A 14,788-nucleotide genomic window follows, 5' to 3' on the forward strand; every position below is an offset into this window, starting at 1 on the left:
CTCTCGGAAATCTTGAAATCAGTGTAGGTCAGCTTGGCTTCGTCGACTAGGGCTCCCATCGGGCCGTACTGGGTTCATCCAGATAGTGAGCGAGCGTCTTGGCGAAAGTCTGTCGGGGTATGGGTCTCGCGCCAAAATTGGCTAGGTGTTGCGTGTGCATCTGGCAGTCAATCAATTCGAATCCCCAGTCGCGGAGGCGTTCCACCAGTGTCACGAATCCCGCCTTGGATGCGTCGGTCGTTCGACTGAACATCGATTCGCCGAAGAATAGTCGACCCATTGCGAGGCCATAGAGGCCTCCGACCAGCCGTTCGTCTTGCCAGACTTCAATTGAGTGAGCGATGCCGAGCTGATGCAGCTGCAGATAAGCCTCTTGCATCGGTAGGGTGATCCAGGTGCCGTCGGTGTAATTTCGCGGGCCGGCACAGCCTTCAAGGACGTCTCGAAACGCTTTGTCGAAGGTGATGCTAAATGCACCTTGCCGTAACTTCTTGCGCAGGCTGCGCGAGACATGCAGCTCTTCGGGGTAGAGGACGGTGCGTGGGTCGGGTGACCACCAGAGGAGTGGTTGTCCTTCCTGGTACCAGGGAAAGCAGCCGTGACGGTAGGCCGCTAGTAGACGCTCAGGCGAGAGATCGCCTCCTGCAGCGAGAAGTCCGTTGGGATCGCGCATGGCTTTTTCGAGCGGGGGGAACGACAGGTCGTCGCGCTGCAGCCAGGTCAGCATATCGATAGTCACGGGGCGGATGGGGCGTCCGCCCGTAGAGGGTTTTACAGGTCGAGGTATTTTTCGGCATCTAGCGCGGCCATACAGCCAGCGCCGGCCGAAGTGATCGCCTGACGATAAACGTGATCGGCTACATCGCCTGCAGCAAACACGCCTGGGATCGTGGTGCTCGTCGCATCGCCCTCATTGCCGCCCTTGATCATGAGATAGCCGTCTTTCATCTCGAGTTGGCCCTGGAAAAGGTCCGTGTTGGGCTTGTGTCCGATAGCGATGAAAACGCCTGTCAGGTCGAGTTTCTGCTCTTCGCCGGACTCGGTGCTCTTCAGTCTCACTCCTGTTACGCCACTCGCATCGCCCAGTACTTCTTCAAGCGTGTGGTTCCAGTGCAGGCGAATGTTGCCATTGGCTGCCTTCTCCATGATCTTGTCCTGCAAGATCCTTTCGGAGCGCAGCTTGTCGCGGCGGTGGATCAGATGCACTTCTTTGGCAATATTCGAGAGATACAGCGCTTCTTCCACAGCGGTGTTGCCGCCGCCGATTACGGCCACGACCTGATTACGGTAGAAGAACCCGTCACAGGTGGCGCATGCCGACACGCCTCGTCCTGCGAAGGCTTCCTCTGAGGGCAGGCCGAGATACTGGGCCGATGCGCCGGTCGCGATGATCAATGCGTCGCAGCTGTAAGTTGCGCTGTCGCCTTTCAGGATAAAGGGCTTCTGCTGCAGTTCGGCGGTGTGGATGTGGTCGAATACTACTTCGGTGTCGAAACGCTCTGCGTGTTTCTGCATCCGCTCCATCAGCGCGGGGCCAGTCAGGCCCTCAACATCCCCCGGCCAGTTGTCCACTTCTGTAGTGGTGGTCAGCTGGCCGCCGGGCTGAATGCCGGTGATCATCAGCGGCTTCAAATTAGCGCGGGCTGCGTATACGGCCGCGGTATAACCGGCCGGGCCCGAGCCGAGGATGATCAGACGTGAATGCTTGACTTCATTCATAAAAAGCCCTCATAAGCCTTTGTTGTCAATGGAGAAGCGTGCTCCAGTCGAGTCACGCTTAAAAAACTGGCGTTTATGCTACACCGAAGCACGGACAAAAGCCCAAGCCGGCACGGAACCGGCAATGCCATCGAATCGACAAACCCGTACAATGCACAAGTTCAGGCTGACTACGGTTCATAGAGCGCGCCGCGGGCGCAGGAAATAAAGCGTTTTGAAGAATACTTCCTCTACCGCGCCAGCTTCCGTCTGGCGCCAGCAGTTGCATTACCGTCTCAAAGAGGGCGCGCTGATCGCGCTTGGTGCACTTTGCGCCTACCTCTGGATGGCATTGCTTACCTACGATCCCTCCGATCCTGGTTGGACGCATACCAGCAATGTCCAGCAGGTTCAGAATGCTGCCGGCCGCGCCGGCGCCTGGTTTGCCGATGTGCTGTTCATGGCGCTCGGCTACTTTGCTTTCCTGTTTCCTTTGTTGCTAGGTGTCAAGACCTGGCAGGTCTTTCGCGCACGGCACCAACCCTGGAGCTGGAACGGGTGGCTGTTTTCCTGGAGGCTGATCGGGCTCGTCTTTCTGATTCTTTCCGGATCTGCGCTCGCCTATATTCACTTTCAGTTTGCGGATGGTTTGCCTGCTTCGGCGGGCGGCGCTTTGGGCGAAAGCCTGGGACAGCTCGCCGAGGCCGCGCTGAATGTTCAGGGCAGCACGCTGCTGCTGCTGGCATTCTTCCTGTTCGGTTTGACGGTGTTTACGGACCTTTCATGGTTCAAGGTGATGGACCTGACCGGCAAGATCACGCTCGACTTGGTAGAGCTGATACAGAGTTTCTTTAGCCGCTGGTGGTCCGCTCGTAACGAGCGTAAGCAGGTCGTTGCGCAGCTGCGCGAAGCCGATGATGTGGTAAACGACGTCGCCGGCTCGCTCCCAGATCATCGAGAGCGCGCCAAGATCAAGGGACGGCTGCTTGAACGCGAGGAGTCGTTGAGCAAACACATGAGCGAGCGCGATAAGCGCCCACCTCCAGTAATTCCTGCAGCTGCACCGCCCAAGCCGGTCGAGCAGAGCAAGCGAGTGCTGAAGGAAAAGCAGGCCAACCTGTTCGTCGATCCACTGATCGAAGGCAGCGTGCCGCCATTGTCGCTACTGGACGTGGCGGAAAAGCAGCAGAAACAGTACTCGCCGGAGTCGCTTGAGGCCATGTCGCGGCTGCTGGAAATCAAGCTGAAGGAATTCGGGGTAGAGGTCATCGTCGAGTCAGTACACCCTGGCCCGGTGATCACGCGTTTCGAAATTCAGCCGGCCGCCGGGGTCAAGGTCAGCCGTATCTCCAATCTGGCGAAGGATCTGGCACGCTCGCTGGCGGTCATCAGCGTGCGTGTTGTCGAGGTGATTCCAGGCAAGACCACCGTCGGTATCGAGATTCCTAACGAGGACCGTCAGATCGTCCGCTTCTCCGAGGTCCTCTCGTCGGCGCCCTACGATGATGCCAAATCGCCGGTCACGATTGCACTCGGCCATGATATCGGTGGCAAGCCGGTGATTGCCGACCTTGCAAAAATGCCCCACTTGCTGGTTGCTGGTACCACCGGTTCGGGCAAGTCAGTCGGTGTGAATGCGATGATTCTGTCGATTCTCTTCAAGTCGACGCCGGAAGATGCGCGATTGATCATGATCGACCCGAAGATGCTTGAATTGTCGATCTACGAAGGCATCCCACACCTGTTGTGCCCAGTCGTGACCGACATGAAGGAAGCGGCCAACGCGCTGCGATGGAGCGTCGCTGAAATGGAGCGGCGTTATAAGCTGATGGCGGCCATGGGTGTCCGTAACCTGGCCGGTTTCAACCGTAAGGTGAAGGACGCGGAGGAGGCTGGTACTCCGCTGACCGACCCGCTGTATCGCCGCGAAAGCATGGATGACGAAGCGCCGCTTTTGAAGAAGCTGCCGACCATCGTGGTTGTGGTAGACGAGTTCGCCGACATGATGATGATTGTCGGCAAGAAGGTCGAAGAGCTGATTGCGCGTATCGCTCAGAAAGCACGGGCGGCGGGTATACACCTGATCCTGGCGACCCAGCGGCCATCGGTGGATGTGATTACCGGTTTGATCAAGGCCAACATTCCGACCCGCATGGCGTTTCAGGTATCAAGCAAGATCGACTCGCGAACCATTCTCGACCAGGGCGGCGCCGAGCAACTGCTCGGACACGGCGACATGCTTTACCTGCCGCCGGGCACTGGGCTGCCGATTCGCGTCCATGGTGCATTCGTTTCCGATGAAGAGGTGCATCGTGTTGTCGAGGCCTGGAAGGCTCGCGGTGCACCCGATTACATCGAAGAGATTCTGGTGGGCGCGGAAGAGTCTGGAAGTGGCTTCGATGGTGGCGGAGGCGAGGGCAGCGGTGACGACAGTGAAGACGATCCGCTTTACGATGAGGCGGTACGCTTCGTTACCGAAAGTCGCAGAGCATCGATTTCCGCCGTTCAACGCAAGCTCAAGATCGGCTACAACCGCGCTGCGCGGATGATCGAAGCCATGGAAATGGCGGGCGTAGTGACGTCAATGAACACCAACGGCTCGCGCGAAGTGCTCGCGCCGCCTCCTACCCGCGACTAGGTCGCTGAGGGCTTCATGCAATTGATTCGTGCGTTGTTTGCATCCGCTCTGCTGTTTGCGCTGGCTCCAGCTCAGGCTGACCAGGCCGCCTCGGTGCAGCGCCTGACCGGCCTGCTGCAGAAAGCCGACACCCTTACCGGCCGTTTTTCCCAGTTGTCTCTGGATGGCACCGGAACCCAGCTGCAGGAAACCTCTGGTGAGATGGCGCTTAAGCGTCCGGGACAGTTTCGTTGGCATACCGATGAGCCGATGGAGCAGCTGCTGGTTTCTAACGGCAAGAAGGTTTGGTTGTACGATCCAGATCTCGAACAAGTCACCATCCAGACGCTTGATCAGCGCCTGACCCATACTCCGGCATTGCTGTTGTCGGGTGATGTCTCGGCAATCAACGAGAATTTCGAGGTGTCGCACCGGGAGGCGGGTGAAGTGGTCGACTTCACCCTCAAGCCGAAAGCCAAGGACACGCTGTTCGACAGCCTGCGTCTGTCTTTCCGCGGTGGGGTGATCAACGACATGCAAATGATTGACGGCGTTGGTCAGCGCACCAATATCCTGTTTCAGGGCGTCAAGTTGAACCAGCCACTCAAAGCCGAGCTGTTCACCTTCGAAGTTCCGGAAGGGGCCGACGTCATTTCGGAGTAACTGCTAGCCGCTTTTCCGTTTACCAATACGGCCTGCTTCCCCGCAGGCCGTTTGCATCAGAGGCTTCCGTCGCCGATGGACCTGTTCAGTCGTGAACCTGTCGCCCAACCCCTTGCCGCGCGCCTGCGCGCCGCCAGCCTTGACGAATACGTCGGGCAGGAGCATCTGCTGGCGCGTGGCAAACCGTTGCGTGAGGCGCTGGAGCAAGGTGCGTTGCACTCGATGGTGTTTTGGGGGCCGCCCGGCGTCGGCAAGACGACACTGGCCCGGTTGTTGGCAAAGGTCTCGGACGCTCATTTTGAAACCGTCTCGGCGGTGCTGGCGGGCGTGAAAGAGATCCGACAGGCAGTCGAAATAGCTAAACAACAGGCGGCCCAGTATGGACGACGCACAATTCTTTTCGTTGACGAAGTGCACCGCTTCAACAAGTCCCAGCAGGACGCGTTCCTCCCGTATGTCGAAGATGGGACACTGATCTTTATTGGCGCGACAACCGAAAATCCCTCCTTCGAGCTGAACAATGCCTTGCTCTCGCGCGCGCGCGTCTACGTGCTCAAAAGCCTGGATGAAGCGGCGCTGCGCAGGCTGGTCACCCGCGCGTTGACCGAGCCGAAAGGCCTCGGTGATTTACATTTGAGCCTGCCGAACGAAAGCTTTCAGATCCTCATGGCTGCCGCTGATGGCGACGGGCGACGGTTGCTGAATCTGCTGGAAAACGCTTCCGATCTGGCCGAAGAGGGCGGCGAGATCAGCGTCGAACTACTACAGGACTTGCTGGGCGACAGCCGTCGACGTTTCGACAAAGGTGGCGAAGCTTTTTACGACCAGATCTCGGCGCTGCACAAGTCGGTGCGTGGATCGAACCCGGATGCCTCGCTGTATTGGTTTGCGCGAATGATCGACGGCGGCTGCGATCCGCTGTACATCGCGCGGCGTGTTGTGCGCATGGCCAGTGAAGAAGTGGGCAATGCTGACCCGCGGGCGCTAGGTTTGTGTCTGTCAGCCTGGGATGTTCAGGAGCGGCTGGGTAGCCCGGAAGGTGAACTGGCGATCGCGCAGGCGATTGTGTATCTCGCCTGTGCGCCCAAGAGCAATGCCGTATACAGCGCGTTCAATGCCGCGATGCGCGATGTCCGCGAGAACGGCTCGCAGGAGGTCCCGCTGCACTTGCGCAATGCGCCAACCCGGCTGATGAAGGAACTGGGTTATGGCAACGAATACCGCTATGCACACGATGAGCCTGATGCGTATGCCGCTGGCGAAGATTACTTCCCCGAAGCGATCGAGCCGCGGCAGTACTACCAACCGGTACCGCGAGGGCTGGAAAGCAAGATACGCGACAAGCTCGAGCACCTGAATCGACTTGATCAACAGAGCTCGCGCCGACGGAGAAAGACATGATTCGCATGGCATTGGCTGTGGCCGCTGGCGGGGTTGTCGGGACGCTGATCCGGTTCGGTGTTTCGACCTGGGTTTCTGTTCAATGGCCAAAGCACTTCTACCTGGCGACCTTGTTGGTCAATGTGCTCGGTTGCCTGCTCATTGGCTATCTCTACGCGTCGTTTCTGCAGCGTCCAGACCTCTCGCCGGAGCTACGCGGCGGCCTGATCATCGGTTTCCTCGGTGCCTTGACCACCTTTTCCAGCTTTTCTCTGGATGGGTTGCGTTTGCTGGAAAGCGGTCAGGCTGCGACGGCGTTTAGCTATATCGGCGTGAGCGTAATCGGTGGTCTGTTGGCTGCCTGGGCCGGACTTGCGCTCGCGCGGTTATGAACCTGCCACATATCGCAGTAAACTCCTGTTCCTCTTCGCCTTTCCTCAAAGCTTTCATAGACGAGACCCACCATGCTTGATTCGAAACTGGTACGCACACAGCTGCAAGATGTGGCCGAGCGCCTCGCCACCCGCGGCTATCAGCTGGATGTAGCGCGTATCGAGGCCCTGGAAGCCCAGCGCAAAACCGTGCAGACCCGTACCGAGCAACTTCAGGCTGAGCGCAACGCTCGCTCCAAGTCCATTGGGCAGGCGAAGCAGCGTGGTGAAGACATCGCCCCGTTGCTTGCCGACGTCGATCGTATGGGTTCCGAGCTGGAAGCCGGAAAGGCAGAACTGGAGACCATCCAGAGTGAGCTGGATCAGATGATGCTCAGCCTGCCGAACCTGCCGCATGAGTCGGTTCCTGTCGGCAAGGATGAGGATGACAACGTCGAAGTGCGTCGCTGGGGCACGCCCACGACGTTCGAGTTCGAGGTCAAGGACCATGTCGCGCTCGGTGAACAACACGGCTGGCTGGATTTCGAGACAGCTGCAAAACTCTCCGGTGCACGCTTTGCGCTGATGCGAGGCCCTATTGCCCGTCTGCATCGCGCGTTGGCGCAGTTCATGATTGATCTGCATACCAGTGAGCACGGCTATGAAGAGGCCTATACCCCGTATCTGGTTCAGGCGCCGGCGTTGCAAGGTACTGGCCAGCTACCAAAGTTCGAAGAAGATCTGTTCAAAATCAGCCGTGAAAACGAAGCCGACCTCTACCTGATCCCCACTGCCGAGGTCTCGCTGACCAATATCGTTGCCGGTGAGATCCTCGATGCCAAACTTCTGCCGCTGAAATTCGTTGCGCATACGCCGTGTTTCCGTAGCGAGGCGGGCGCATCGGGGCGCGATACCCGCGGCATGATTCGCCAGCACCAGTTCGATAAGGTCGAGATGGTGCAGATTGTCGAGCCGAGCCAGTCACTCGAAGCACTGGAAGGCCTGACTGCGAATGCGGAAAAGGTCCTGCAACGTCTGGAACTGCCTTACCGCGTTTTGTCCCTGTGCACGGGTGACATGGGCTTTGGTGCAATCAAGACTTACGACCTGGAAGTCTGGGTACCGAGCCAGGACAAGTATCGTGAAATCTCGTCGTGCTCAAGCTGCGGTGACTTCCAGGCCCGCCGCATGCAGGCGCGCTACCGCAACCCGGAAACCGGTAAGCCCGAACTGGTGCACACGTTGAACGGTTCCGGTCTCGCCGTAGGGCGGACCCTGGTTGCCGTGTTGGAAAACTACCAGCAGGTCGATGGCACCATCCGTGTGCCGGAAGTGCTCAGGCCATACATGGGCGGCATTGAAGTCATCGGTTGATCGATGGGTATTGCTTCCGCGGAGCCCGGTATCGGATGAGCAGGCCAGTCGTGGCTCAATGACCCGCGTAGACTCCTTGATTCTCGACAAGGGCCGTCTTTGCCGTAATGGTTGAGATGGCCGCATCTCAATTATGTGATCAGGACTCGCCCATGGATTTTCTGCCGCTTTTTCACAATCTGAATGGCCGTACGGTGTTGGTTGTTGGCGGCGGTGAGATTGCGCTGCGCAAGGCGCGGTTATTGTCGGAAGCGGGTGCGGTGCTGCGGGTAGTCGCCCCAGAAATAGAAGCACAGTTGAACGAGCTGGTCGTAAAGAGCGGTGGTCAGGCGCTGATCCGCGGTTATGAATCCAGGGATCTGTCAGGCTGCGTGCTGGCCATCGCGGCAACTGATGATGAGCCTTTGAACGCGCAAGTTTCTGAAGACGCGCGGGCGCTTGGCATGCCGGTAAACGTCGTCGACTCGCCCGATCTGTGTACGGTCATCTTCCCTGCGATCGTCGATCGCTCCCCATTGATGATCGCGGTATCCAGCGGTGGTGATGCGCCGGTGCTGGCGCGGCTCATGCGCGCGCGTATCGAAACCTGGGTGCCCTCGGTTTACGGCGAGTTGGCTGGTCTGGCAAAAAAGTTCCGCGGGCGGGTCAAAGCCAGGTTTTCCAACGTGCAGCAACGTCGTGTCTTTTGGGAGGAGGTTTTCCAGGGCGATGTTGCGGAGCGGGCCTTGGCAGGACAACAACAGGAGGCTGAGCGACTGCTGGTTGAGAAGCTGTCCGGAGCCGAGCCGAAAAACCTGGGTGAGGTGTATCTGGTGGGCGCAGGCCCTGGAGACCCTGATCTGCTGACGTTTCGCGCGCTGCGTTTGATGCAGCAGGCTGACGTTGTGCTGTATGACCGTCTTGTCGCGCCAGCCATTCTCGATCTGTGCCGCCGGGACGCCGACCGCATCTATGTCGGTAAGCAACGCGCAGCGCATGCGGTGCCGCAGGAGCAGATCAACCAGTTGCTGGTGACCTTGGCCAAGGAAGGCAAGCGCGTGTTGCGTCTCAAAGGAGGCGATCCGTTCATCTTCGGCCGGGGCGGTGAAGAAATCGAAGAGCTGGCTGCGCACGACGTGCCGTTCCAGGTTGTGCCGGGAATCACGGCGGCCAGCGGTTGCGCTGCCTATGCCGGCATCCCCCTGACGCATCGCGATCACGCACAGTCGGTGCGCTTTGTTACAGGGCATCTGAAAGATGGCAGCTGCGATCTAGCCTGGTCAGAGCTCGTCGCGCCAAGTCAGACGCTCGTCTTTTATATGGGGCTGGTCGGCTTACCAGTAATCTGCCAGCAGCTGATGGCACACGGTCGCGCAGCTGATACGCCGGCTGCACTGGTTCAGCAAGGTACGACTGTAAACCAGCGGGTCATTACCGGAACTCTCGCCAATCTGGCCGAGCGGGTCGCCAGTGAACAGGTGCAAGCGCCTACGCTGGTCATCGTTGGCGAGGTGGTGCAGCTGCGAGAGAAACTCGCCTGGTTTGAAGGCGCTCAGAACCGCGACAGGTGATCTGTCGCGGCACGCTAGAAAGTTCGGGTTACCGCGACCAGATGTCTTTGCCTGGCAGATGGTCGCGATCATGCGCGCGGTGAAGCGCCAATTCGGGGCCTTTGGGCACGATGCCGTTGGCATTGATATGCCGATGACTCGCGTAGTAGTGGTGCTTGATATGGGTGAAGTCGACCGTTTCGGCAACGCCTGGCCATTGATACAGCTCTCGGAGCCAGTTCGAGAGGTTGGGGTAGTCTTCGATACGACGCAAGTTGCACTTGAAGTGGCCATGGTAGACCGCGTCGAAACGGATGATCGTGGTGAATAGACGCCAATCGGCTTCGGTCAGGTATTCGCCGGTCAGATAGCGTCGTTCACCGAGACGCTGCTCCAGCCAGTCGAGTTCCGCAAATACCTCAGCGAATGCAGCCTCGTAGGCCCCTTGCGTCGAAGCGAAGCCCGCGCGATAGACGCCGTTGTTGATCCGAGGGTAGATCCGCTCGTTGAGCGAATCGATCTCGGCACGTAGCGGCTCCGGGTAAAGGTCCAGCGTCGAACCGGTCAGCTCATCAAACGCGCTATTGAAGATCCGGATCAACTCTGCGGACTCGTTATTAACGATCCGCTGCTGCTCCCGATCCCACAGCACGGGAACCGTTACCCGGCCGTTGTAGCGTTCATCATCGGCTGTGTAGCGCTGGTGCAGATAGGTCAGTCCGTCCAGCGCATCGCCGGTCGAGCCTTTCTCCTTGTCGAACGTCCAGCCGTGTTCGGCCATGAGCCAGCTGACGACAGAAACGTCGATCAAGGACTCGAGCCCTTTGAGCTTGCGGTAGATCAGGGTGCGATGGGCCCAGGGGCAAGCCAGTGAAACATAGAGATGATAGCGGCCGGCTTGTGCCTGGAGGGCGGGGCGGCCATCCGGGCCCGGCGAGCCATCTGCTGTAACCCAATCTCGCCGCTGGGCCTGCTCTCGCTGGAATTCACCGTCTCTACTGTTTTCGTACCAACGGTCTTGCCACTGTCCGTCTATCAAAAGTCCCATGCTCACCTCCAAATTTCGAATTAGAAACAGTGTAGGTGGCAAGGGTTGGCGCATGAGCCGTAATGCCCGGTCAAACCAATCGGTCAGATCGATAGATTGCGCTGCGCCCAGAACTCACGTGCCTGGGTGAATGCGGCGTCGCGCGGCTGTCCGAGGCCTCGCAATGCGAGCGCCATGGTCGCAACGACCGCAAGTTCACCGTAGGCATCCTCGGCGCCTTTCCAGACTGCAAGCAGGTGCTGCGCATCGAGTTGCGCCGGCTTGACGTGACGCTGCGGCGATAGAGCTGGCCAGTCTTCGTCCCAGAATTCGCCCGCCTGTGTGCCGTACAGGTGAGCAACACCGTCCGGGTTGACCTCGATTTCGCCACCTTCGCCCTTGATCACGATTGAGGTGTCGCCCAATAACCGGCTGGCTTCCCGGTGATTGGCCTGATAGCCGGGATGGAAAATGCTCTGCAGACCGCAGCGGGCACCCAGGGGGTTGAGGATTCGAGCCAGCGAATGGATCGGTGATCGCAGGCCGAGAATGTTTCGTTGATTGATCATGTGCTGAAGCCTTGGCATCCACGCGCCGAGCGGCATGAACGCAAGGTTGCCGCGCTCTAGCGCTGCACTAACGTCAGCCCAGCTCTCGCACCGGGGAATGTCCAACAACTCAAGCTGCTGCTCGGTATACATGCGACCTGCGGTATGCGCGCCCCCGCCGTGCATGAAGATCCGCACGCCGTTGCGTGCCAGGCATTTCGCCGCCAGCAGATACCACGGCAGATGCCGTTTTTTGCCTGCGTAGGTGGGCCAGTCGATATCCACCGCGATCGCTGGGGCGTTCAAGCGATCACGCACGGCTTCGGTGAAGCCTGCAAGCTCTTCCGCGCTTTCCTCCTTGTGGCGTAGCAGCATAAGAAAGGCGCCGAGCTGAGTTTCCTCGGCCTTGCCGTCTAACAACATGCCCATGGCTTCGCGCGCTTCCTCACGGGTGAGGTCGCGGGCGCCGCGCTTGCCTTTGCCGAGAATACGGACGAAAACGGCGAACGGGTGTTCAGCGGGTGTGACCAGGCTCATATGCAGTTGCTCGGTTTCGGCAGGCCTGCCAGCTTTGCGGCAAGCTTGGCGGGGGTGCCCTTGAATAGACGGTTCAGGTGCATGCTGTTGCCCTTGTCCGGGCCGAGTTTCAGTGCCGTGTACTTGATCAGCGGACGCGTCGCTGGCGACAGCTGAAACTCCTGATAGAACGCGCGCAGCACCTTGATGATTTCCCAGTGCTCGGGCTGAAGCGAGATGTCTTCTGCATGAGCCAGTACCTCGGCCACAGGTTCGCTCCAGTCATTCAGGTCCAGCAAAAAGCCTTCCTGATCCACAGCAATCTGTGTGCCATTGACGTTCAGCGTTTTCATAGCCAGGAGTTGGTCCGCTCAAACCGGCAGCAAAGCGCGACGAAACCCTCATAGTCGACCTGTTGCAGACGAGCTGGGGGAGCGCCAAGGCCGCGTGCAGCGACGTCTTCCGCTAATGCGAAAAGCGCGATGCTATCGGGCATCAACTCCAGCGCCTGGCACTGAGCCGTGCCATTTTGCAGGGCGTATACGGCGTCGCCGCAAAGCAACAGCGCGTCGTCAACCGAGAGCAGCCGCAGGCAGCTGACCAGACGGTCGTCGGAAAAAGGCGAATGTGAAAGCAGGTGCAAGGTAGCCATCAGAGCGTGATCACATGGTCGTAGCGGTTGATAAGAGCGCCGAGGCCAGCGTCGTCCAGTAGCTCAACCGGAAGAGACAGCTGTGCATCATCCAAGCCGCGCTCGCTGAGGCTGCGTCTGGCCGCATACAGCGACTCGATGCCGAACATCGGCAACGCCTGCAGGTTGGCGGTCAGGTCCTTCTGCTCGAGCCGAGCAGCCTGTTGCGCAGGCACCAACTGAAATACACCGTCATCTAGAAACAGCAGGCTGAGCGGCAGCTCAAACGCGCCGCCGGCCAGAGCGATATCCAGCGCCTCGCGTGCAGACGGACCAGACCACGGTGATTGGCGAGTGATGATGAGCATCGAGCGAGCCATCAGTGACCTCCGAAACAGACGAGGCGGTCGGCTTGCTGGCTGGCTTCGTGTAATTGACCCAGGCCGGACAGCTCCCACCCCGCAGCCAGGTTCGCCGCCGGACGCTGGTAACGCTTTGCCTCCTGTTGATCCAGCACACCGCGGCGCAGGCCGGCGGCGATGCAGACCACGCCATCCAGCCCGTGGTGAGTGATGAACTGGCCCCACTGCTCGCTCAGGTTTAGCTCGTCCTGCGCAGCGACGATGTTGGCCGAGGCGCTGTGCACGCCGTCCTGATAGAGGAACAGCTGGACAATCTCGTGCCCGCTCTCTAGCGCTGCTTCTGCAAAACGCAATGCACGCCGTGCGGCAGGAGAGTGCGGGGGTGAAAACAGAGCGATTGCGAATTTCATGGGCCACCGTTTCAGTACTGGCGGACATGATACGCGAGCTTTGGAAACGAAAAAGCCCGCCGAAGCGGGCTTATTCGATGGGTGCTGATCAGTCGTCGCCACCCATGATACCCATCAGCTGCAGCAGGCTGATGAACAGGTTGTACAGCGAAACGTACAGGCCGATGGTGGCCATGATGTAGTTACGCTCGCCGCCATGGATGATGGCGCTGGTCTGGTAGAGGATGCAGACCGACGAGAACAGCACGAAGCCCGCGCTGATCGCCAGCTGCAGACCACTGATCTCGAAGAAGAAACCAGCGACCATTGCGCCCAGCAGGACGAAGAAACCGGCGGTGATGAAACCACTAAGGAAGCTCATGTCCTTACGGGTGATCAGCACGAACGCCGACAGGCCAAAGAAGACCAGAGCGGTCATCGACAGCGCCGAGGCAATCAGCTCACCACCGTTGGCAGTGCCCAGGTACATGTTGAGGATCGGCCCCAGCGTGTAACCCATGAAACCGGTCAAGGCGAAAGTCGAAAGCAGACCCCACGCGGAATTGCGTAGCTTCACGGTCAGGAAGAACAGGCCGTAGAAGCCGATCAGCACCACGAAGATGTTCGGGTAAGCTGCGTTGGCTTGCATCGCCATGTAGGCGACGAAGGCGCTGAAGCCCAGGGTGATGGCCAGAAGGCCGTAGGTGTTGCGCAGAACGCGGCTGACTTCCTTCTGTTCAACCTGCGTATGCGTAGGTGCGTACTGTTGCTTGAGCATGGCGACACTCCTGTAGATGTATTCAGCCTAAGGTGAATTGCCCCGGATCATAACAGAGCTTTTGTTTCCTCCTAACGACAGTGTTTGACAGACTGTTTCGTTCGGGTACTATTGCGCCCGCTCTCTGCGGAGGAGTGGCAGAGCGGTTGAATGCAACGGTCTTGAAAACCGTCGAAGGGGAAACTCTTCCGTGAGTTCGAATCTCACCTCCTCCGCCATATCGCAAACTAAAGGCCCCGGATTCCGGGGCCTTTAGCGTTTCTGGCGTCTGAAATCGGCTATCTGTGTGGTCCTGGTTTGGTCCTCCAGGCATTGGAGAGCGTCAGGCTAATCCACGCACTATCAGAGCAATTCACGGGATTCCGGCTGGTTCGGCGAGCGTGGGTTTTTGTGTGCTGGAATAAGTCTTCGGGCTGGCAGGCGCTGTTTGGCGCTGGCTTGGTCGCCATCATGCGAAAGCGATTTATGTGCCCCAGCGCTGTGATGTAAGGTTTTGGCAGATCGTTGAACTGTGGTTGTGCTTAGCTTTTAATTTCCGCGCAGACAAAAGGAATTGTCAGATGATCCGGATAAGACTGCCCGAGGCTTTGGCACTCGTGCGGGAACACTTCAAGCCATTGTTGTTTACGGCCACTATGGACTCTCCGCAGACCATCCAGGCGATGCTGCTGGATGAGCTAACAGGAGAGTCATTGGTCCTGACCGGGCTCCCCTGCGGCGCAGCGGTTTCGCGAGCGCAGTTGTCAAGGTTGATCAGCGTGATCGAACTCGACGTCATTGCGCTACGGCCGGCTCTGCTAGAGCGCTTAAAAGAACGACAGATCGCCATTTAGCTGAACGTTTGTCTATGCGTCATCCAGATGGGCGACGACGTCGAATTTCACCGGCCGCCACTTTTCAAGTAA

The 14,788-nt window shown here is 58.8% G+C and carries 16 protein-coding genes and 1 tRNA gene; 8 read left to right on the plus strand and 9 right to left on the minus strand.

Translation table 11 applies throughout. The annotated features are described in order from the left end of the window. Positions 1 to 46 precede the first annotated feature (46 nt). Together aat and trxB are read right to left on the minus strand one after the other, a co-directional pair. Entirely contained in the window at positions 47 to 727 is a 681-nt protein-coding gene (gene aat, locus BUE09_RS04850; protein ID WP_073299585.1) for a leucyl/phenylalanyl-tRNA--protein transferase, read from the minus strand. A gap of 44 nt (positions 728 to 771) precedes the next feature. Then, positions 772 to 1,719, minus strand: coding sequence for a thioredoxin-disulfide reductase (gene trxB, locus BUE09_RS04855; RefSeq protein WP_073299586.1), 948 nt, complete (start codon positions 1,717 to 1,719; stop codon positions 772 to 774). 214 nt (positions 1,720 to 1,933) lie between these two features. Between trxB and ftsK the strand changes: the two genes are divergently transcribed. The 6 genes from ftsK (at position 1,934) to cysG (ending at position 9,653) form a co-directional block, all read left to right on the plus strand. Then, on the plus strand, positions 1,934 to 4,336 hold the full coding sequence (ftsK, locus tag BUE09_RS04860; protein WP_172830725.1) for a DNA translocase FtsK: 2,403 nt from the start codon (positions 1,934 to 1,936) through the stop codon (positions 4,334 to 4,336). A gap of 15 nt (positions 4,337 to 4,351) precedes the next feature. After that, positions 4,352 to 4,978, plus strand: a complete 627-nt coding sequence (gene lolA, locus BUE09_RS04865) for an outer membrane lipoprotein periplasmic chaperone LolA (protein WP_073299587.1) — start codon at positions 4,352 to 4,354, stop codon at positions 4,976 to 4,978. 75 nt (positions 4,979 to 5,053) lie between these two features. Further along, entirely contained in the window at positions 5,054 to 6,379 is a 1,326-nt protein-coding gene (locus BUE09_RS04870; protein WP_073299588.1) for a replication-associated recombination protein A, read from the plus strand. Then, positions 6,376 to 6,750 carry a fluoride efflux transporter CrcB gene (crcB, locus tag BUE09_RS04875; RefSeq protein WP_073299589.1) on the plus strand — a complete coding sequence of 125 codons (375 nt, stop codon included), beginning with the start codon at positions 6,376 to 6,378 and terminating at the stop codon, positions 6,748 to 6,750. Before BUE09_RS04870 ends, crcB begins: the two co-directional genes overlap by 4 nt. A 72-nt stretch (positions 6,751 to 6,822) precedes the next feature. Continuing rightward, positions 6,823 to 8,103 carry a serine--tRNA ligase gene (gene serS / locus BUE09_RS04880; protein WP_073299590.1) on the plus strand — a complete coding sequence of 427 codons (1,281 nt, stop codon included), beginning with the start codon at positions 6,823 to 6,825 and terminating at the stop codon, positions 8,101 to 8,103. Positions 8,104 to 8,255: 152 nt separating this feature from the next. Next, positions 8,256 to 9,653 carry a siroheme synthase CysG gene (gene cysG / locus BUE09_RS04885; RefSeq protein WP_073299591.1) on the plus strand — a complete coding sequence of 466 codons (1,398 nt, stop codon included), beginning with the start codon at positions 8,256 to 8,258 and terminating at the stop codon, positions 9,651 to 9,653. A gap of 28 nt (positions 9,654 to 9,681) precedes the next feature. On the opposite strand, the gene BUE09_RS04890 is transcribed toward cysG, so the two are convergent. The 7 genes from BUE09_RS04890 to BUE09_RS04920 form a co-directional block, all read right to left on the minus strand. Beyond that, positions 9,682 to 10,680, minus strand: a complete 999-nt coding sequence (locus tag BUE09_RS04890; protein ID WP_073299592.1) for a glutathione S-transferase family protein — start codon at positions 10,678 to 10,680, stop codon at positions 9,682 to 9,684. An 83-nt stretch (positions 10,681 to 10,763) separates the two neighbouring features. Then, complete coding sequence (locus BUE09_RS04895) at positions 10,764 to 11,744, minus strand: glycosyl transferase family protein (RefSeq protein ID WP_073299593.1); 981 nt, start codon at positions 11,742 to 11,744, stop codon at positions 10,764 to 10,766. Beyond that, positions 11,741 to 12,076: a TusE/DsrC/DsvC family sulfur relay protein gene (locus tag BUE09_RS04900; protein WP_073299594.1), complete on the minus strand. Its 336-nt coding sequence runs from the start codon at positions 12,074 to 12,076 to the stop codon at positions 11,741 to 11,743. Before BUE09_RS04900 ends, BUE09_RS04895 begins: the two co-directional genes overlap by 4 nt. Then, positions 12,073 to 12,375: a sulfurtransferase complex subunit TusB gene (tusB, locus tag BUE09_RS04905; protein WP_073299595.1), complete on the minus strand. Its 303-nt coding sequence runs from the start codon at positions 12,373 to 12,375 to the stop codon at positions 12,073 to 12,075. The genes BUE09_RS04900 and tusB overlap by 4 nt, the downstream gene beginning before the upstream one ends. Beyond that, positions 12,375 to 12,734, minus strand: a complete 360-nt coding sequence (tusC, locus tag BUE09_RS04910) for a sulfurtransferase complex subunit TusC (protein WP_073299596.1) — start codon at positions 12,732 to 12,734, stop codon at positions 12,375 to 12,377. The genes tusB and tusC overlap by 1 nt, the downstream gene beginning before the upstream one ends. After that, positions 12,734 to 13,126, minus strand: coding sequence for a sulfurtransferase complex subunit TusD (gene tusD / locus BUE09_RS04915; protein WP_073299597.1), 393 nt, complete (start codon positions 13,124 to 13,126; stop codon positions 12,734 to 12,736). Before tusD ends, tusC begins: the two co-directional genes overlap by 1 nt. A gap of 88 nt (positions 13,127 to 13,214) precedes the next feature. Continuing rightward, the gene (locus BUE09_RS04920) at positions 13,215 to 13,883 is read right to left on the minus strand and encodes a Bax inhibitor-1/YccA family protein (RefSeq protein ID WP_045426571.1); all 669 of its coding nucleotides are present in this window, start codon (positions 13,881 to 13,883) and stop codon (positions 13,215 to 13,217) included. 128 nt (positions 13,884 to 14,011) lie between these two features. Between BUE09_RS04920 and BUE09_RS04925 the strand changes: the two genes are divergently transcribed. Both BUE09_RS04925 and BUE09_RS04930 read left to right on the plus strand, forming a co-directional pair. After that, a tRNA-Ser gene (locus BUE09_RS04925) sits at positions 14,012 to 14,101 on the plus strand. A 342-nt stretch (positions 14,102 to 14,443) separates the two neighbouring features. Beyond that, positions 14,444 to 14,716 (plus strand): DUF1652 domain-containing protein, encoded by a 273-nt coding sequence (locus BUE09_RS04930; RefSeq protein WP_073299598.1) that lies wholly within the window; start codon positions 14,444 to 14,446, stop codon positions 14,714 to 14,716. Positions 14,717 to 14,788 lie beyond the last annotated feature (72 nt).

It is taken from the genome of Stutzerimonas xanthomarina DSM 18231, assembly GCF_900129835.1.
GTDB classification, from domain to species: Bacteria; Pseudomonadota; Gammaproteobacteria; order Pseudomonadales; family Pseudomonadaceae; genus Stutzerimonas; species Stutzerimonas xanthomarina.